The sequence below is a fragment of the Nocardiopsis sp. iso_237 genome, from assembly GCF_056173345.1.
Genome location: NZ_CM149669.1, coordinates 2,179,295 through 2,198,107 on the forward strand (window position 1 = coordinate 2,179,295; position 18,813 = coordinate 2,198,107).

Consider the following 18,813-nt stretch of genomic DNA (forward strand, 5'->3'; position numbering starts at 1 on the left):
AGTCGGAAGAAGCAGACGGGTAGCGATGGCGAGCCACGAGTTCACGAGTGTCCGGTCACCCAGGATCAAGGGGGTTCGGCGGCTCGCCAAGCGCACCTTCCGTCAGCGTGAGCGGCGCTTCCTCGCCGAGGGGCCGCAGGCCGTACGGGAGGCCCTGGCCGCCGTCAACGGCGGCGTCGGGCGGTCCCCCTACAACGGGACCGCCCACGGCGTCGTCGAGGTCTACGCCACGGCGGAGGCCATGCAGCGCCACATCGACCTGATGGACGCCGCCCACACAGCGGGCGTGCCCACCCACCGGGTCAGTCTCGACGTGATGTCCGAGCTGGCGCAGACCATCACCCCGCAGGGGGTCATCGCGGTCTGCGAGTTCGTCGACGTCCCCCTGGAGAGCGTGTCCGACGTGCGTCTGGCCGTCGTCCTCTCCCACGTGCGCGACCCCGGCAACGCCGGTACGGTCCTGCGCACCGCCGACGCGGCCGGAGCCGACGTCGTCATCTTCACCGACGCCTCGGTGGACCCCTACAACGGCAAGTGCGTGCGCGCCTCCGCCGGAAGCCTGTTCCACCTGCCCGTCGTGGTGGGTGTGCCGGTGGCCCAGGCGGTGGACTTCCTGCGCGGCGCCGGGGCCAGGGCCTGGGCGGCGGACGGCAGCGGCGACCGCGACCTGCACCAGCTGGCCGACGACGGCGACCTGGACGGCCCGGTCGGCTGGGTCTTCGGCAACGAGGCCTGGGGCCTGCCCGAGGAGATCGTCCAGCAGACGGACGGCGCGGTCAGCGTTCCGATCTACGGCGCCGCCGAGAGCCTGAACCTGGCCACGGCCGCCGCGGTCTGCCTGTACACGACCGCCCGTCAGCAGCGCCGCGCCTGAGCGCGGCCGATCCGGTCCGGCGTCGCCGCTCCCCGGTCTACGGCGGGGCCGAAAGGCTGGATCCGGCCACCGTCGCGGTGGTCCCTTCGCGTGTGGCCGCGCCGCGCCGAGACCGTTCCTCCGCAGCCGTCTGACCACGTCCCGGCGTGGCGGAACCATCCCCGATGGTCACTCCCCGTCACGAGCGGACGGCTGACCCCGGGTGGAGTGCCGAGCGGCCCACACGCTCGGTAACAGGTTGCCTCAACCACCCGAAATGCACGTGCACGGGGTTCGAGTGTCGATAGGGTCGGGCCAGTACGACGGTGGTTCATGCGCATCCCGCTTGTCCACCCCCAGCCGACCCGTGTCACGGGTAGGACGGTGCGCGTGACCGCGACGACACGGCAGGCTTGGCGACAGGGTGTGAGCACACGGTGCTTCACCGTGTCGGCGGGCGGGCCCGGGGCCCGCGTGCGGCCGACCGCCTCCGGACGGCGGCGCCGAACGGAGGCCGCCTCCCGGGCTCCGGGTGACGCCGTATCCCGGGTCGTCAGGCGTACCAGGTGGGAGTGCAGGGTAGATCTGCGGTGGTGTCCGGGGAGTTCAGCGACGGACACGACCGGTCAGCGATCCCGACCCAGGAGTCCTGTGGTCGCGGACCTTCGGAGGGGAGCGGGGAGAGGCGTGGGCAGCGGCCGACACGTGGGCCAACCGGCGGAGGACTCTGACGGTGCGGCGGCGCGACCCTCAAAGGACCCCGTCCCAGGGCACGGACACACCACCGACGTCCCCGCCAACCGGGAGGGTGTCCCCGAACCGGACCCCCGCACCGGGCGGCGGCGCTCGCCCGCGCCCGCGCTGTGGGACGTCGACACCGCCTCGGCGGGCGCGGACGGTCCGCCCCTGCACGCCGACGACCTGCCCGACGGGGTGGTCGTCGCCGACGCGGGAGGCCGGGTCGTCCTCTTCAACTCCCTCGCCGCGCAGCTGACCGGGGTCCCCGCCACGTCCGCGATCGGCCGGGACTTCCGGGCCGCCCTGCCGCTGAACGGGCTCGACGGCAACAACTGGTGGGAGTCCAGTGACCCCTACGGCGGTGACCGCGAACGCACCCGCCAGCCCGAGCGCATGCTCTGCCTGCCCGACGAACGGGAGATCCTCGTCTCCGCCCGCTACGTGCGGGCCCGACCCGGCGGCGACCTCGTCCGCCTGGTCCTCACGCTCAGGGACGCCTCCGCGCGGGTCGAACGCTCCCGCGCCGACCTCGTCTCGGAGGTCGCGCACGAGCTGCGCTCCCCGCTCACCAGCGTCAAGGGCTTCACCTCCACCCTGCTCAACAAGTGGGAACGGCTCACCGACAAGCAGAAGCTGTTCATGCTGGAGACCGTCAACGCCGACGCCGACCGCGTCACCCGGCTCATCCACGACCTCCTGGACGTCTCCCGGATCGAGTCCGGGCGCCTGGAGGTGCGCCGTCAGGTCGTCGACCTGCCGACGGCCGTGCGCCGACTGGTCGCCAGCCGCGTCGCCTCCGGCTACGCCGAGGACCGCTTCCGGGTCGAGACCCGCGGTGAGCTCCCGCAGATGTGGCTGGACGCCGACAAGGTGGAGCAGATCCTCTCCAACCTCGTGGAAAACGGGGTGCGGCACGGCGCTGGTACTGTCAGTGTCGTGATCGAGCCGTGTGAAGGAGGAGCAGCGGTGTCGGTGCGCGACGAAGGCCAGGGCATAGCACCCGAGACCGTTCCGCGCGTCTTCCGTCAGTTCTGGCGCGGGAAGCGCCGTGGCGGAACCGGCCTCGGACTGTTCATCGTCAAGGGCCTCGTCGAGGCCCACGGCGGCACGATCACCGTCGGACGCGCCCCCAACGGCGGCGCCGAGTTCCGATTTACCGTGCCCGCCGGGACGCCCGAGTTCGTCTGAGCCCTCAGACCCTTCGGCCCCCCGGTGGGCGCACGCGGCATGTCCCGGACCCCGCGACGGACCTTCCCGGGCTGCCCGAAACCGCCTGTGCTTTTCCTGTCGGCTTCGTCCGCCCCCGTGCGGACCGTGACTGCCGCGCCGGTCCCCGCTCCGTGGGGGACCGGTGACGGCGAGGCAACCAACCATGTCTGCACCGAACAATTCCTTCGACCCGGTCGAGGTGACCTCCCTGCACCCCGACGAGGTCGCCCGCATGCGCGAGGAGGCGCTGGCCGCCATCGAGGCCGCCGCCGACCTCGCAGAACTCAAGGAGGTCCGGCTCGCGCACGCCTCGGACCGCTCCCCGCTGGCCCTGGCCAACCGGGAGATCGGCGCTCTGCCCCCGGCTGCCAAGGCCGACGCCGGCAAGCGCGTCGGCGGCGCCCGGCGCGACGTCGGGCAGGCCCTCAAGGCCCGCCAGGCGGTGCTGGAGACCGAGCGCGACGAGCGCGTCCTCGTGGAGGAGCACGTCGACGTCACCCTGCCGTGGGACCGCACTCCCCGCGGGGCCCGACACCCGTTGACCACCGTCGCGGAGCGCATGACCGACGTGTTCGTCGGGATGGGCTTCGAGGTCGCCGAGGGTCCGGAGATCGAGGCGGAGTGGTTCAACTTCGACGCCCTCAACTTCCAGCCCGACCACCCGGCCCGCAGCATGCAGGACACCTTCTTCGTCGAGGGCGCCGACGGCGGCGAGTCCGGCCTGGTCATGCGCACCCACACCTCCCCGGTCCAGATCCGCGCGCTGCTCTCGCGCGAACTGCCGGTGTACGTGGTCGCGCCCGGCAAGACCTTCCGCACCGACGAGCTGGACGCCACGCACAGCCCGGTCTTCCACCAGCTCGAGGGCCTCGTCGTCGACAAGGGCATCACCCTGGCGCACCTGCGCGGCGCCATCGACGCCTTCGTCGAGTCCGTCTTCGGTGAGGGCCTGCGGACCCGCTTCCGCGCCTCCTACTTCCCGTTCACCGAGCCCTCCGCCGAGGTGGACATCGAGTGCTTCGTCTGCCGGGGCGCCTCCGTGGGCGACCCCGACCGGCCCTGCCGCACCTGCTCCAGCGAGGGCTGGATCGAGATCGGCGGCTGCGGCGTGGTCAACCCGCGCGTGCTCACCGCCGCCGGGGTGGATCCGGAGGTCTACAGCGGCTGGGCCTTCGGACTGGGAATCGAACGGACACTGATGTTCGCGCACGGTGTGCGCGACATGCACGACATGGTCGAGGGCGACATCCGCTTCACCTCGGCCTTCGGGAGTGAGAACTGATGCGCGTCCCCCTGACCTGGCTGCGTGAGTACGTCGAGCTTCCGGCCGACGTCTCCGCCCGTGACCTCGCCTCCCGGCTGACCCTCGCCGGGCTGGAGGTCGAGACCGTCGACGAGCTCGGCTCCGACCTGACCGGACCCGTCGTCTTCGGCCGCGTGCTGGAGATCGAGGAGCTGACCGGCTTCAAGAAGCCCATCCGCTACTGCAAGGTGGACGTCGGCCCGGCCAACGGCACCGGCGAACCGCAGGAGATCGTCTGCGGCGCCCGCAACTTCGTCGAGGGCGACCTCGTCGTCGTCTGCCTGCCCGGCGCCGAACTGCCCGGCGGCTTCCGGATCGGTGCCCGTAAGACCTACGGGCGGATGTCGGCGGGCATGATCTGCTCGGCCACCGAACTCGGCCTGTGGGAGGACCACGACGGCATCGTCGTGCTGCCCGAGGGCTTCGCGGAGATCGGCGCCGACGCCATCGCCGTTCTCGGCCTGCGCGAGGACGTCCTCGACATCGCCGTCACCCCCGACCGCGGGTACGCGCTGTCCCTGCGCGGCGTGGCGCGCGACGTCGCCGCCCTGTACGGGGTGGCCCTGCACGACCCCGCCGACGTCACCGTGGCCGAGGCCACCGCACCCGGCCACCCGGGTGCGATCGAGGACCCCGCGCGCTGCGACCGCCTCGTGCTGCGCGGCGCCACCGGCTTCGACCCGGAGGCGCCCACCCCGCTGTGGATGAAGCGCCGCCTGCACCAGTGCGGCGTCCGCCCTGTCTCCCTGGCCGTGGACGTCACCAACTACGTGATGCTCGAACTCGGCCAGCCGCTGCACGCCTGGGACCGTGACCGCGTCAACGGCGCGATCCGGGTCCGCCAGGCCGAGGCGGGGGAGAAGCTGGAGACCCTGGACCACGTCCAGCGCTCCCTGGACGCCGACGACATCGTCATCGCGGACGACTCCGGAGCCCAGGCCGTCGCCGGTGTGATGGGCGGCCTCAACACCGAGATCGGCCTGGCCTCCACCAGCGTCCTGGTCGAGGCCGCGCACTTCGACGCCATGAGCGTCGCCCGCGCCTCCCGGCGGCACCAGCTCTCCTCAGAGGCCTCCCGGCGCTTCGAGCGCGGGATCGACGCCGCAGGTCAGCTCGCCGCCGCCACCCGCGCCGTGGAGCTGCTGGCCGAGCTCGGCGGTGCCACCGTCGAGACCGCCTACACGGTCGTCGACGAGTCCGCCCCGCGTGAGCCCATCGTCATCCGGGCGTCCCACGCGTCGGGTGTGGCCGGGGTCGACTACCCCGAGGGCACCAGTGAGCGGTGGCTGCGCGCCGTCGGCTGCGCCGTCGAGGCGGACGGGGACCTGCTGCGGGTCACCCCGCCCACCTGGCGGCCCGACATCACCGACCCCAACGACCTCGCTGAGGAGATCATCCGCTTCGAGGGGTACGAGAACATCCCCTCGATCCGGCCCAGCGGCTCGGGTCGGGGTCTGACCTCCAGCCAGCGCCTGCGCCGCGCGGTCGGCCGCATCCTGGCCGACACCGGCTACAACGAGGTGCTGTCCTACCCGTTCACCGCCGAGCGCGACCTCGACGGCCTCCAGCTGGCCGCCGACGACCCGCGCCGCGCCAGCCTGCGCCTGGCCAACCCGCTCAGCGAGGAGGAGCCGCTGCTGCGGACCACCCTCCTGCCGGGGCTGTTCAAGGCGCTCGCCCGCAACGTGGGACGGGGCCTCACGGACGTGGCCCTGTTCGAGACGGGCCTGGTGTACCTGCCGGTTCCCGGCGCTACCCGCGCCCCGATCCTGCCGGTGGACCGCGGTCCCAGCGCCGAGGAGCTCGCGCTCGTCGACGCGGCCCTGCCCGAGCAGCCGCGCCGCGTGGGCGTGGTCATCACCGGCGACGCCGAGCGCGCGGGCTGGTGGGGCGAGGGCCGCGCGGCCACCTGGGCCGACGCGATCCAGGCCGCCCGGGACGTCGCCCGGGTCGCCGGCGTCGACCTGGAGGTCGAGGCCGACACCCGCGCACCGTGGCACCCCGGTCGCTGCGCCGCGCTGTACGTGCGGGTGGAGGGCGAGCGCGTGCCCGTCGGTCACGCCGGAGAACTGCACCCGAGGGTCGTCAAGGCGTTCGGGCTGCCGGAGCGCACCGCGGCGGCGGAGATCGACCTCGACGGTGTCGAGCGGGCCCGCACCGAGGTGCCCGCGCCGACGGTGTCGACCTACCCGGTGGCCACCCAGGACGTGGCCCTGGTCGTCGACGCCTCGGTGCCGGTCGGCCGGATCAGCGAGGCGCTGGCCGAAGGGGCCGGACCCCTCCTGGAGAGCGTGCGGCTCTTCGACGTCTACACCGGCGAGCAGGTCGGTGAGGGTCGCCGGTCGGTGGCCTTCGCGCTGCGGTTCCGGGCCGAGGACCGGACGCTGACGGCCGAGGAGGCGGGTGCCGCGCGCGACGCGGCCGTCGCCCTGGCCACCGAGCGCACCGGCGCGGTCCTGCGCGGCTGACCCCGGTCGGCGCCGCTCCGCGAGGAGACGGTGTCGGCGGGTCGCGGCGGGGCGGGTCCTCCCATGTGAGGGGACCCGTCCCGCCTTTCTGTGTCCCTGCCGGAGTACGGGTCCGGACCCCCGCTGAGAAGGAATGCCGGAAGACCTCCCTCTGTTGTGAAACGTGCAGTGGAAGGGTTCGGATTTCAAGAAAATTGGAGGGGTGTCTTTCCAGCGTAGTAAGGGTTTTAGCGTGAGGCGGCGGGGGTAGCCGGAATGAAGTTTGGGTTTCGGGGCATGAAAGCTCGTTTTGGCTCTTGCTGTGGAGCGGCTTGAGAACTTAGCCTGCGAGTACCTGCCACGACCTGGGCGCCCAGGGAGGGGTCAGATCCGTTTTCCGCTGCGCGTTCTCGCGCATGTCACGGCTCGGAGGTCGCCATATGACCGAAACGGTTGTCTCGTCCGCGCTCGCTCCCAAGGAACACCGGGAGCCCAGCCGCCTCTGGCACACCTTCTGTGATATGAACACCGTGGCCAAGGGCCCGGAGTTCGTCGTGGCCCGCGCCGAGGGCGTGTGGCTCTGGGACCAGTTCGGTGACCGCTACCTCGACGGTACCGCCAGCCTCTGGTACTCCAACGTCGGGCACGGTCGCGCCGAGATCGCGGACGCGGTTCACCGACAGATGAGCACCCTGGACGCCTACACCGTCTACGGTGACTTCGCCAACGTACCCGCGATGGAGCTGAGCGACCGCCTCGCCGCCCACGCCCCGGTCGATGACCCGCGCGTCATCCTCACCTGCGGGGGAGGGGAGTCGATCGACACCGCCGCCAAGCTGGCGCGGGCCTACTGGGTCACGCAGGGCCAGCCGGAGCGGCAGCACCTGATCAGCCGGACCGGGGGGTACCACGGCCTCAACGGGTTCGGCACGAGCATGATCGGGATGGAGCGCTTCCGTTCCGGTTACGGGAAGCTCATCGAGGACACCTCGGTGGTCCCGCACGACTCCGCCGCGGCCCTGGAGGCCGAGATCCTGCGTGTCGGGGCGGACCGCGTCGCCGCCTTCTTCGCGGAGCCGGTGATCGGCGCGGGGGGTGTCTTCCTGCCGCCGGAGCACTACTTCGCGGACGTGGCGCGGATCTGTAAGAAGTACGGTGTCCTCTTCGTCGTGGACAGCGTGATCTGCGGCTTCGCCCGTCTGGGGAACTGGTTCGGGATCGAGCGGTTCGGGGTCAGCCCGGACATGATCGTCTTCGCCAAGGGCGTCTCCAGCGGATACCTGCCGCTGGGCGGGGTCGTGGTCAACGGTCGTGTGGCCGACCCCTTCTGGAACCAGGAGGGCAACCCGTTCCTGCACGGCACCACCTACGCGGGCCACCCGTCGGCGTGCGCCGCGGCCATGGCCAACCTGGACATCCTGGAGCGCGAGGACCTGTTCACGGTCTCCCGTGAGGTGGAGACCCACCTGGACTCCGCACTGCGCGGGCTGGCCGACCACCCGCTGGTGGCCGAGGTCCGTTCCGGGGTGGGGGTGATGGGCGCGGTGGAGCTCACCGAGGAGGCGCTCGCCGAGCGGGGGATCACCACGGCGGAGGTGTTCGCGGAGGCCCGCACGCGCGGGGTGATCGTCCGTCCGATCCCGAAGGCGCTGCTGGTCTCGCCGCCCCTGATCATCACCTGGGAGCAGGTCGAGCACCTGACGTCCACCCTGTACGGGGCGCTGGACGCCGTCATGGACCGACACTGACGAGGGGGAGCCCGGGCTTCCGGGCTCCCCGAGGAAGGACCCCGCAGCAGGATCCGCAGGACCCACCGGTGCACGGCGCCGGTGGGTTGATTATTTTCCCAGGAAACCTCTGTCGAGTGCTGGTATTGTGCAGTAATATTTACTGGGAAGATACTTCTTCGGGGGTGCGTAGGGTCGGCGCCCCCGGTCACACGGCAGGGGGCAGTCCATGACGGCACAGGGAGACGCCACGGTGGAGCGGGACGGCGCGGAGACCGTCGAACCGCTGGAGGCCGGGCCCAGTGACGACGATCTGATCACGACCTGGGGGCTGGTGCACGAGGCGATGAGCGCGATCCAGCCGCGCCTGCTGCACGGGATCACCCCGGACGGCAAGGACATGGCGGGCCCGTGGTTCGAGGTCCTCATCCGGCTCCAGCGCACTCCGGGGCACCAGCTGCCGATGAGCCGCCTGGCGCGTGAGGTCAGCCTCAGCACGGGCGGTTTCACCAAGCTGGCGGACCGCCTGGAGAAGGAGGGCTACCTGGAACGACACAACTGCGCCAGCGACCGTCGCGTCGTCTACGCCACCCTCACCGAGAGCGGCCTGGAGTTCATCGTCGCGACGCGGGTGCGCCACGTCGAACGCCTCCGGGAGCACGTGCTCGCGCCGCTCGGTGAGGCGGGGGTTCGACAACTCGCCACCATCGCGCGTACGCTCCGTGACAGCGCCCGCGGCTGACGCGAATCCCGGGCTGCGACTCTGTGTAGCCGAATCCCCACTCCCGTGGTGTGCCGATCCACGTGAATGTGCAGAAAACATCCCATGCGCGTTCGTTCCCATGTAGGTTGGCCAGAGTTCGGGGGCCCAACGCGGGGTGGGTCGGGAGCACTGAGGTTCCGGGGGGAATGATGAGGCTGTTCACCACTGCTGCCCAGATGAGGCCCATTCCCCGGTCGTCCCGGTTCGCCAACGGCGGCGTCTCCTTCTGGTTCCGTGAGGACGGCCTGCCCGAACGGAGATCCCCCCTCCCCGGTGACGCCGACTACGACGTCTGTGTGGTCGGAGCCGGGTACACCGGCCTCTGGACCGCCTACTACCTCAAGAAGGACCAGCCCGACCTGCGCGTCTGCGTCGTCGAGCGGGAGTTCGCGGGGTTCGGCGCCTCGGGGCGTAACGGAGGGTGGCTGTCCGCCGAGTTCTCCGGTTCCCAGGAGGACTACGCACGGTCACATGGCAAGCCCGCCATGATCGCCCTCCAGCGGGCCCTGATGAACACCGTGGACGAGGTCGTCTCGGTCACCGAGGCCGAGGGGATCGAGGCCGACGTCGTCAAGGGCGGTATGCGCCTGATCGCCAGCAACGCGGCCCAGCACGAACGCCTCCAGGCCCACATCGACTACCTCCAGGACTGGGGGTACTGGCCCGACGACATCCACATGGTCGACCTGGACCACGCGCCCCCGATCGCGGTGGACGGAGCCGTCGCCGCGGCCTACTCGCGGCACGCCGCCCGCGTCCACCCGGCCAAGCTGGTCACCGGCCTGGCCCGCGTGGTCGAGGCGCTGGGCGTGGAGATCTTCGAGGACACCCCGGTGACGGAGATCCGTCCCCGCGAGGGTTCCGAGCGCCCGTCCGTGGTCACCGAACGCGGCACCGTCCGCGCCGACCACGTGCTGCGCGCCACCGAGGGCTTCACCTCCACCCTGCGCGGGCAGCGCCGCCGGTGGCGCCCCATGTACTCCTCGATGATCGTCACCGAGCCGATCGCCGCGGACCTGTGGGAGGACATCGGCTGGGAGGGTCGTGAGCTCCTGCGGGACTCCGCCCACTCCTACGTCTACGCCCAGCGCACCGCCGACGACCGCATCGCCATCGGCGGCCGGGGCGCACCCCACCGCCTCGGCGCCTCCGAGGACAACGAGGGGGCGACCGCCCCGCAGGCCATCGCCGAACTGTGGCGTTCGTTGACCGGCATGTTCCCCGGCGTCGCGGACGCCCCGATCGAGCACGCCTGGTCGGGCGTGCTCGGGGTGCCCCGGGACTGGTCCCCGACGGTGAACCTGGACACCGCGTCCGGGCTGGGCTGGGCGGGCGGCTACTCCAGCAGCGGCGTCTCCACCAGCAACCTGGCCGGTCGTACCCTCCGCGACCTGGTCCTGGGTCGCAGCAGCGACCTCACCCGCCTGCCGTGGGTCGGACACGAGGTGCGCGGCTGGGAGCCCGAGCCCCTGCGCTGGATGGGTACCCAGGTCGTGCGCGGGCTCTACCGCTCGGCCGACCGCCGCGAGTCCCGGACCGAGGGCAAGGGCCACACCTCCCGCCTGGCCGATCTGGCCACGCGCATGCCCGGGAACTGACCCGCGCCTCCCGCCCCGGCCGCGTCCCCGCCGCACCCGTCGTACCCTCCTCGTACGCCCCCCGCTTCGACCGCCATCAGTTGCATAAAATTACACTGGCATGCATGATGGTTCAGTCCAAGCGATCAGAGAGGGTCTCACCATGGGATACACAGCGGCCATCGCCGGAGCCAGCGGCTACGCCGGGGGCGAGCTGCTGCGTCTGCTCCTGGGACACCCCGACATCGAGATCGGCGCCCTGACAGCGGGCGGCAACGCCGGAACCCCCCTCATCCAGCACCAGCCCCACCTCCTTCCGCTCGCGGACCGCACCCTCGTGCCCACCACCGTCGAGGAACTGCGCGGCCACGACATCGTCTTCCTCGCCCTCCCGCACGGGCAGTCCGCCGACATCGCGCAGCAGCTCGGTGAGGACGTGCTCGTCGTGGACTGCGGCGCCGACTTCCGCCTCGACGACTCCGCCGCCTGGGAACGCTTCTACGGCACCCCCCACGCCGGGACCTGGCCCTACGGCCTCCCCGAACTGCCCGGACAGCGCGACCGCCTCACCGGCGCCCGCCGGATCGCCGTCCCCGGCTGCCACGTCACCGTCGCCACCCTCGGCCTCTTCCCCGGCCTGGCCCAGCAGCTGGTCGAGACCGACCTCACCGTCGTCGCCGTCACCGGCACCTCCGGCGCGGGCAAGGCACCCAAGCCCAACCTCGTCAGCAGCGAGATCATGGGCGCCCTCAGCCCCTACGGGGTCGGCGGCACCCACCGGCACAACCCCGAGATCGTCCAGAACCTCACCGCCGTCACCGGCGAACCGGTCCGCCTCTCCTTCACACCGGTCCTGGCACCCCTGCCGCGCGGCATCCTCGCCACCTGCACCGCGCCCCTCAAGCCCGGGGTCACCGCCGACCAGGTCCGCGCCGCCTACGAGACCACCTACGCCGACGAACCCTTCGTCCACCTCCTCCCCGAGGGCACCTGGCCCAACACCGCCATGACCCTCGCCGCCAACACCACGCTCGTGCAGGTCACCGTGGACGCCGACGCCGGACGCATGGTCGCCGTCGCCGCCCTGGACAACCTCACCAAGGGCACCGCGGGCGGTGCGCTCCAGAGCACCAACATCGCCCTCGGCCTGCCCGAGACCACCGGCCTCCCGCTCGCCGCGGTCGCGCCCTAAGGAGGGGCCGACATGAGCGTCACCGCACCCCAGGGCTTCCGTGCCGCCGGCGTGACCACCGGAACCGGCGCCGACCACGCCCGCGACCTCGCCGTCGTCGTCAACGACGGCCCCGCACGCGCGGCCGGGGCGGTCTTCACCGACCACCCCGCACCCGCCGCGCCCGTCCTGTGGACGCGGCAGGTCGTCTCGGGCGGACGCGTCCGCGCGGTCGTCCTCCACTCCGGCGGCGCCAACGCCGCCACCGGGCCGCCCGGCTTCCAGGCCGCCCACGCCCAGGCCGAGCACGCCGCCGCCCTCCTGGCCGACTCCGCCGCCGAGATCGCGCTCTGCTCCGCCGGGGAGACCGGCGCCGTACCGCCGACCGCGCCCCTGAACACCGCCCTGGCGGACGCCCTCGCCCAGGCGGCCCGGGGCGGCGGGCTCGCCGCCGCCGACGCCGTCCGCACCGACGACACCGTCGCCAAGTTCGCCTTCCGGCGCGGCGAGGGCGTCACCGTCGGCGGCATGGCGAAGGGCCCCGACGCCTCCGTCGGCTCCGCCCTGTGCGTCCTGACCACCGACGCGGCGCTCAGCCCCGAGCAGTGCCAGCGCCTGGTCACCGACGCGGCCGCCTCCACCCTCGCCCCGCTGACCGGCACCAACGACACCGTCCTGCTGATGGCCAGCGGCGCCGCCCCGGACACCCCGGACGAGTCGGCGGTCGCCCTCCTGCTCACCCGGGTCTGCGAGGAGCTCGCGGCCCAGATCGCGGCGGACACGTCCGCATCCCTCACCTCCGAACCCGGAGCCCCCCAGGACAGGCAGGCCCACCAGTGAACTCCGCGACACCCACCACCCGGGACCAGGCCCAGGCCATGGACAAGGCCGCGCACCTCATCGAGGCGCTGCCCTGGCTCTCCCGCTTCCACGGCCGCACGGTCGTGGTCAAGTACGGCGGCAACGCCATGATCAGCGAGGAGCTGCGGGTCCGCTTCGCGGAGTCCATCGTCTTCCTCTACTACGCGGGCCTGCGCCCCGTCGTCGTCCACGGCGGCGGGCCCCAGATCAGCGCCATGCTGGACCGCTCCGGCGTGGAGTCCAGCTTCACCGCCGGGCTTCGGGTCACCACCGACGAGGCCATGGACATCGTCCGGATGGTCCTCACCGGCCAGGTCAACCGCGAGATCGTCGGGCTCGTCAACCAGCACGGCCCCTTCGCGGTCGGCATGTCCGGGGAGGACGCCAACCTCCTCTACGCCGAACGCAAGAGCGTGGAGGTGGACGGTCGGGCCGTCGACATCGGCCGGGTCGGCGAGGTCAGCGAGGTCAACCCCGGCGCGGTCTCCGCGCTCATCGCTGACGGCCGCATCCCCGTGGTCTCCAGCGTCGCCCGCGCCGACGACGGCGGCGTCTACAACGTCAACGCCGACACCGCGGCCTCCGCGCTCGCCGTCGCCCTGGGCGCGAGCAAGCTCATCATGCTCACCGACGTCGAGGGCCTGTTCGCGGACTACCCGGCCAACACCGACCTCATCCGACGCCTCAACGTGGACGAGCTCCGCGCCCTCCTGCCCTCCCTCTCCTCGGGGATGCTCCCCAAGATGGAGGCCTGCCTGACGGCGGTCGAGGGCGGCGTGCCCCAGGCCCACATCATCGACGGCCGCGTGCCGCACTCCCTGCTCCTCGAGGTCTTCACCGACCTGGGCGTCGGCACGATGGTCGCTGACGAGGAGCTGGAGGCCGAACTCCTCTCCGGGAACGGCCACTACCCGCGCCCCTGGCGCCCCACCCATACCTCCGAACAGAACACGGGAGCCCACAAGTGACCAGCAGCGACCTGAGGGAGCGCTTCGCCGCCTCGCTCATGCCCAACTACGGCGTGCCGCCGGTGGCCCTGACCCTCGGTCGCGGCTGCGAGGTCTACGACGCGGACGGCCGCCAGTACCTCGACCTCATCGCGGGCATCGCCGTCTCCAGCCTGGGACACGGACACCCCGCCCTGGTCAAGGCGGTCGCCCACCAGGCGGCCACCCTCGCCCACACCAGCAACCTCTTCGTGCACGAGCGCGAGGTCCAGCTGGCCGAACGCCTCGTGGAGCTGGTCGGCGGCGACGCCAAGGTCTTCTTCGCCAACTCCGGCACCGAGGCCAACGAGGCCGCGCTCAAGCTGGTCAAGCGCGCCGCCGGATCCGGCCGCCACTACTTCGTGGCCGCCGCCAAGGGCTTCCACGGCCGCTCCGCCGGGGCCCTCGCCCTGACCGGCAAGGACGCCATCCGCGAGCCCTTCGGTCCCTTCGGCACGGACGTGCGCTTCGTGCCGCACGGTGACATCGACGCCCTCACCGAGGCGGTCGACGAGAACTGTGTCGCCGTGTTCGTCGAACCCACCCAGGGGGAGGCCGGAGTGGTCCCCGCCCCCGAGGGCTACCTCGCCGGGGTCCGCGCCCTGTGCGACCGCACCGGCGCCGCCTTCGTCCTGGACGAGATCCAGAGCGGCATCGGCCGTACCGGCCAGTGGTTCGCCCACCAGGAGGAGGGTGTACGCCCCGACGTGCTCACCCTCGCCAAGGGCCTGGGCGGCGGGCTGCCCATCGGTGCCTGCGTCGGCTTCGGCCGCTTCGCGGACGCCTTCCAGAAGGGCGACCACGGCTCCACCTTCGGCGGGAACCCCGTGGCCTGTGCCGCCGCGCTGGCCGTCATCGACACCATCGAGACCGAGGGCCTGCTCGCCCACACCAAGGTGATGGGCGACCTGCTCGCGGAGCAGATCGAGGGCATCGACCACCCCCTCCTGTCCGGACAGCGCGGCAGCGGTCTCTGGCGCGCCCTCGTGCTCACCGGACCGCACGCGGCGCACGTCCAGGAGCAGGCGGCGGTCCGTGGCTTCCTGGTCAACGCGGTCGCCCCCGACGCGATCCGGCTGGCCCCGCCCCTGGTGATCACCCCCGAACAGATCGGCGTGTTCATCGAGGCCCTGCCCACCATCCTCGACGCCGCCGAAGCCGCCGCCACGAAGGAGCAGCAGTCATGACCCGGCACTTCCTGCGTGACGACGACCTCACGCCCGAGGAGCAGACCCGCGTCCTCGACCTGGCCGACGAGATGAAGCGGGACCGCTTCGCGTACCGCCCCCTGGCCGGGCCGCGCACCGTCGCCCTGCTCTTCGACAAGCCCTCGACCCGGACCCGGCTGTCCTTCTCGGTGGGCGTGGCCGACCTCGGCGGCAGCCCGCTGGTCCTGGACTCCGGCAGCACCCAGATGGGGCGCGGCGAACCCCTGGAGGACACCGCCCGCGTCCTGGAGCGCCAGGTCGCCGCCGTGGCCTGGCGCACCTTCTCCCAGGCCGACGTGGAGAACCTCGCCCGGCACATCGGCGTCCCGGTGATCAACGCGCTCACCGACGAGTTCCACCCCTGCCAGATCCTCGCGGACCTCCAGACGGTCCGCGAGGTCAAGGGCTTCCTGGCCGGGCTCACCCTCGCCTACCTCGGTGACGGCGCCAACAACATGTCCCACTCCTACCTGCTGGGCTGCGCCACCGCCGGGATGCACGTACGGATCGGTGCACCCGAGGCGTTCCACCCGGACGAGGTCGTGCTGACCCGCGCCCGCGAGATCGCGGAGGGCACCGGCGGGTCCGTCACCGTCACCACCGACGCCCGGGAAGCGGCCGAGGGCGCCGACGTCGTGGCCACCGACACCTGGGTCTCCATGGGACAGGAGGACGAGAAGGAGGACCGCGAGGCCCCCTTCCGCCCCTACATCGTGGACGAGGACCTCATGGCCGTCGCCCGGCCGGAGGCGATCGTCCTGCACTGCCTGCCCGCGTACCGGGGCAAGGAGATCACCGCCGGGGTCATCGACGGCCCGCAGAGCGTGGTCTGGGACGAGGCCGAGAACCGGCGCCACGTGCAGAAGGCGCTCCTCACCCACCTGCTGGAGAGCAGCGACGAACCCGAGTCCGACCCCGAGACGCGATGAGCCACGACCCCAGCGGCCCGGCACCCATGACCAAGGCCGCCCGGCACGCCCGCATCACGGACGTCCTCACCCGCGAGGACGTCCGTTCCCAGGGGGAGCTGGCCAAACGCCTCTCCGAGGCCGGAGTGCAGGTCACCCAGGCCACCCTCTCCCGGGACCTGGACGAACTGGGCGCGGTCAAACTCCGTACCGCCGACGGTCACCTGGCCTACGTGCTCCCGGGGGAGGGCGGCGAACGCCTCCAGCGCACCCGCCCCGACACCCTCAGCCTCGAACAGGTCTCCGGGGCCCGCCTCACCCGGCTGGCCGAGGACCTGCTCGTCTCGGCCGAGGCCTCCGCCAACATGGTCATCGTGCGCACCCCTCCGGGGGCCGCGCAGTACCTGGCGTCGGCCATCGACCACACGGACTTCCACGCCATCCTGGGGACCATCGCCGGGGACGACACCATCCTGGTGATCTCCCGCGACCCCCAGGGCGGGGAGGACCTGGCCGCGGCGCTGCTGCGGCTGGCCGACCGCAGACCCTGACGGCCCGCGCGCCGTCGAACCCAGCTCCGGACGGCCAGGCGCCGTCCCGCACCACCCGAATCGTCACGAAGGAGACCACGATGGCCGACCAGCCCGAGGCCCTGCGCCTGTGGGGCGGCCGCTTCGAGGGCGGACCGGACCAGGCCCTGGCCCGCCTCTCGCTCAGCACCCACTTCGACTGGCGCCTCGCCCGCCACGACATCGCCGGATCGCGCGCCCACGCGCGCGCCCTGCACCGCGCGGGTCTGCTCACCGCCGACGAACTCGACCGCATGATCGCGGGGCTGGACCGGCTGGAGGCCGACGTGGCCTCGGGGGACTTCACCCCCGTGCTGGAGGACGAGGACGTGCACACCGCGCTGGAGCGCGGGTTCATCGAGCGGGTGGGTGCCGAACTCGGCGGACGACTGCGCGCCGGACGCTCCCGCAACGACCAGATCGCCACCCTGGTCCGCATGTACCTGCGTGAGGAGGCGCGATCCATCGCGGACCAGCTCCTCGACCTCGTGCGCGCCCTCGCGGACCAGGCCGGGGCCCACCCCGACGCCGCCATGCCGGGCCGCACCCACCTCCAGCACGCCCAGCCCGTCCTCCTCGCCCACCAGCTGATGGCGCACGCCTGGCCGCTGGTCCGCGACGTCGAGCGGCTCCGGGACTGGGACCGCCGCGCCGCCGTCTCCCCGTACGGCTCCGGCGCACTGGCCGGTTCCTCCCTGGGGCTGGACCCGGAGGCGGTCGCTGACGAACTCGGTTTCCCGGCGTCCTCGGAGAACTCCATCGACGGCACCGCCGCCCGCGACGTCGTCGCGGAGTTCGCCTTCGTCACCGCCATGATCGGCGTGGACCTGTCCCGGCTCTCGGAGGAGGTCATCCTGTGGGCGACGAAGGAGTTCTCCTTCATCACCCTCGACGACGCCTTCTCCACCGGCTCCTCGATCATGCCGCAGAAGAAGAACCCCGACGTGGCCGAGCTCGCCCGGGGCAAGGCCGGTCGGCTCGTCGGTGACCTCACCGGCCTGCTCACCACCCTCAAGGGGCTCCCGCTCGCCTACAACCGGGACCTCCAGGAGGACAAGGAGCCGGTCTTCGACGCGGTGGACAGCCTGCACCTGCTGCTCCCCGCCATGACCGGCATGGTCGCCACGCTCACCTTCCACACCGACCGGATGGCGGAGCTGGCCCCGCAGGGATTCTCCCTGGCCACCGACATCGCGGAGTGGCTGGTCCGTGAGCGCGTCCCCTTCCGCGACGCCCACGAGATCGCGGGCACCTGCGTGCGGGTGTGCGAGGAGCGCGGCATCGACCTGCCCGAGCTCACCGACGCCGACTTCGCGGAGATCTCCGAGCACCTGACCCCGGGCGTGCGCGAGGTCCTCACCGTCGCGGGCTCCCTGGCCTCCCGCGCGGGCCGGGGCGGGACCGCCCCCGTCCGCGTCGCGGAGCAGCTCGACCGGCTCCGCGCCGACGTCGAGGAGCACCGCAAGGCCTTCGTGTCCTAGGGATCCCCGGGGCCGTCCCTCGCGCGGACCGGATCAGTCCGAGCGGCGGGCGGCCCAGACGGAGCGCACGGTACGCACCGTCAGGTCGTCCCGGTGCGCGATCCCGCCCGGGGCCTCGGGGTCCAGCAGCCGGTCGAGCGCGGCCAGGTCCTCGGGCGCCAGCTCGTCGACCACGCTCTCCCTGAGGCGTCGGAGGCTGGTGAGCGCGTAGTCGACGACCACCGGGTCCCCGGCGCCCTCCAGCCCCGCCGTCAGGGTGCGTTCACCGTCGACGCGGAACCCGTTGGCGGTCAGCCTCTCGGCCCAGTCGGCGCCCCGGTGCGGCACGTGTCCGGCGTGCCACCGGTCGCTCACGGCGTGCAGGGTCTCCTCCAGCCCCGGGCGGTCCTGCGGGGCGTCCCCGGGCAGGAAGCGCGGGAAGCCCGAGAGCTCGACCAGGGCGAGGAGTCCTCCGGGCGCGAGCAGGTCGCGGGTCCGGCGCAGGGCGAGGTCGGGGTCGGCCATGTGGTGCATGGAGGCCGAGGCCCACACCAGGTCCGGGGAGCCGAGGTCGGGCCAGTCCGTCTGGTCGAGGTCGGCCAGGACCGTGCGCACGCGGTCGGCCGACCCGGCCTCCCGGGCCTTCGCCCGCAGCCGGTCGAGGTGTTCGGCCGACGAGTCGACGGCGGTCACGCGCGCCTCGGGGAAGCGGGCCAGGAGCGGGAGGGTTCCGGCCCCGGTTCCGGCCCCCAGGTCGACGATCTCGCGCGGGTCCTCGTCGAGGGGCAGCCAGGCGATGACGTCGTCGGTCAGCGGGGCCGTGACCCGCGCGTCGAGGTCGAGGATCCGCGCCTGGTCATGGGAGCCCGGCCCGTGCTCGTGCGCGTGTCCCGTGCGGTGGCCGTCGTGGTCGTGGCGGTCCTGCCCCGGGTGGTGTCCGTGGTGCGTGTGAGAGTGCGTCATGGTGCCAGGCTAGGCCGACCTTGCGCCGACGGCAGCACTTCTTTCGCCAAAGGCAAGAGAGTGTCCGCGG

Annotated in this window: 15 protein-coding genes; 14 read left to right on the plus strand and 1 reads right to left on the minus strand. The window is 72.4% G+C overall.

Features of this window, described 5'->3' with window-relative positions; all coding sequences use genetic code 11:
* The first annotated feature begins 25 nt into the window (after positions 1 to 25).
* The 14 genes from AC0VYM_RS09835 to argH all read left to right on the plus strand — a co-directional run bounded on the left by AC0VYM_RS09835 (position 26) and on the right by argH (position 17,801).
* Positions 26 to 874 carry a TrmH family RNA methyltransferase gene (locus AC0VYM_RS09835; protein WP_475461327.1) on the plus strand — a complete coding sequence of 283 codons (849 nt, stop codon included), beginning with the start codon at positions 26 to 28 and terminating at the stop codon, positions 872 to 874.
* Between the two features lie 666 nt (positions 875 to 1,540).
* A complete protein-coding gene (locus AC0VYM_RS09840) occupies positions 1,541 to 2,779 on the plus strand; it encodes a sensor histidine kinase (protein WP_475461329.1) in 1,239 nt (412 codons plus the stop codon).
* A gap of 184 nt (positions 2,780 to 2,963) precedes the next feature.
* Positions 2,964 to 4,082, plus strand: a complete 1,119-nt coding sequence (gene pheS, locus AC0VYM_RS09845; RefSeq protein WP_475461331.1) for a phenylalanine--tRNA ligase subunit alpha — start codon at positions 2,964 to 2,966, stop codon at positions 4,080 to 4,082.
* Positions 4,082 to 6,571 carry a phenylalanine--tRNA ligase subunit beta gene (gene pheT, locus AC0VYM_RS09850; protein ID WP_475461334.1) on the plus strand — a complete coding sequence of 830 codons (2,490 nt, stop codon included), beginning with the start codon at positions 4,082 to 4,084 and terminating at the stop codon, positions 6,569 to 6,571. The genes pheS and pheT overlap by 1 nt, the downstream gene beginning before the upstream one ends.
* A gap of 500 nt (positions 6,572 to 7,071) precedes the next feature.
* Positions 7,072 to 8,298 (plus strand): aminotransferase family protein, encoded by a 1,227-nt coding sequence (locus tag AC0VYM_RS09855; protein ID WP_475462985.1) that lies wholly within the window; start codon positions 7,072 to 7,074, stop codon positions 8,296 to 8,298.
* A gap of 325 nt (positions 8,299 to 8,623) precedes the next feature.
* Positions 8,624 to 9,019, plus strand: a complete 396-nt coding sequence (locus AC0VYM_RS09860; RefSeq protein WP_475462986.1) for a MarR family winged helix-turn-helix transcriptional regulator — start codon at positions 8,624 to 8,626, stop codon at positions 9,017 to 9,019.
* Between the two features lie 197 nt (positions 9,020 to 9,216).
* On the plus strand, positions 9,217 to 10,638 hold the full coding sequence (locus AC0VYM_RS09865) for an NAD(P)/FAD-dependent oxidoreductase (protein WP_475461337.1): 1,422 nt from the start codon (positions 9,217 to 9,219) through the stop codon (positions 10,636 to 10,638).
* Between the two features lie 142 nt (positions 10,639 to 10,780).
* The gene (gene argC / locus AC0VYM_RS09870) at positions 10,781 to 11,809 is read left to right on the plus strand and encodes an N-acetyl-gamma-glutamyl-phosphate reductase (protein ID WP_475461340.1); all 1,029 of its coding nucleotides are present in this window, start codon (positions 10,781 to 10,783) and stop codon (positions 11,807 to 11,809) included.
* 12 nt (positions 11,810 to 11,821) lie between these two features.
* Complete coding sequence (locus AC0VYM_RS09875; RefSeq protein WP_475461343.1) at positions 11,822 to 12,628, plus strand: bifunctional ornithine acetyltransferase/N-acetylglutamate synthase; 807 nt, start codon at positions 11,822 to 11,824, stop codon at positions 12,626 to 12,628.
* A 38-nt stretch (positions 12,629 to 12,666) separates the two neighbouring features.
* Positions 12,667 to 13,617 (plus strand): acetylglutamate kinase, encoded by a 951-nt coding sequence (gene argB, locus AC0VYM_RS09880; protein WP_475462987.1) that lies wholly within the window; start codon positions 12,667 to 12,669, stop codon positions 13,615 to 13,617.
* Positions 13,614 to 14,822 carry an acetylornithine transaminase gene (locus tag AC0VYM_RS09885; protein WP_475461345.1) on the plus strand — a complete coding sequence of 403 codons (1,209 nt, stop codon included), beginning with the start codon at positions 13,614 to 13,616 and terminating at the stop codon, positions 14,820 to 14,822. Before argB ends, AC0VYM_RS09885 begins: the two co-directional genes overlap by 4 nt.
* Positions 14,819 to 15,772, plus strand: coding sequence for an ornithine carbamoyltransferase (gene argF / locus AC0VYM_RS09890; RefSeq protein ID WP_475461348.1), 954 nt, complete (start codon positions 14,819 to 14,821; stop codon positions 15,770 to 15,772). Before AC0VYM_RS09885 ends, argF begins: the two co-directional genes overlap by 4 nt.
* Positions 15,769 to 16,302 (plus strand): arginine repressor, encoded by a 534-nt coding sequence (locus AC0VYM_RS09895; protein WP_475461350.1) that lies wholly within the window; start codon positions 15,769 to 15,771, stop codon positions 16,300 to 16,302. The genes argF and AC0VYM_RS09895 overlap by 4 nt, the downstream gene beginning before the upstream one ends.
* Positions 16,303 to 16,382: 80 nt before the next feature.
* Positions 16,383 to 17,801 carry an argininosuccinate lyase gene (gene argH, locus AC0VYM_RS09900; RefSeq protein ID WP_475461353.1) on the plus strand — a complete coding sequence of 473 codons (1,419 nt, stop codon included), beginning with the start codon at positions 16,383 to 16,385 and terminating at the stop codon, positions 17,799 to 17,801.
* A gap of 33 nt (positions 17,802 to 17,834) precedes the next feature.
* On the opposite strand, the gene AC0VYM_RS09905 is transcribed toward argH, so the two are convergent.
* Complete coding sequence (locus AC0VYM_RS09905) at positions 17,835 to 18,743, minus strand: class I SAM-dependent methyltransferase (protein ID WP_475461356.1); 909 nt, start codon at positions 18,741 to 18,743, stop codon at positions 17,835 to 17,837.
* Positions 18,744 to 18,813 lie beyond the last annotated feature (70 nt).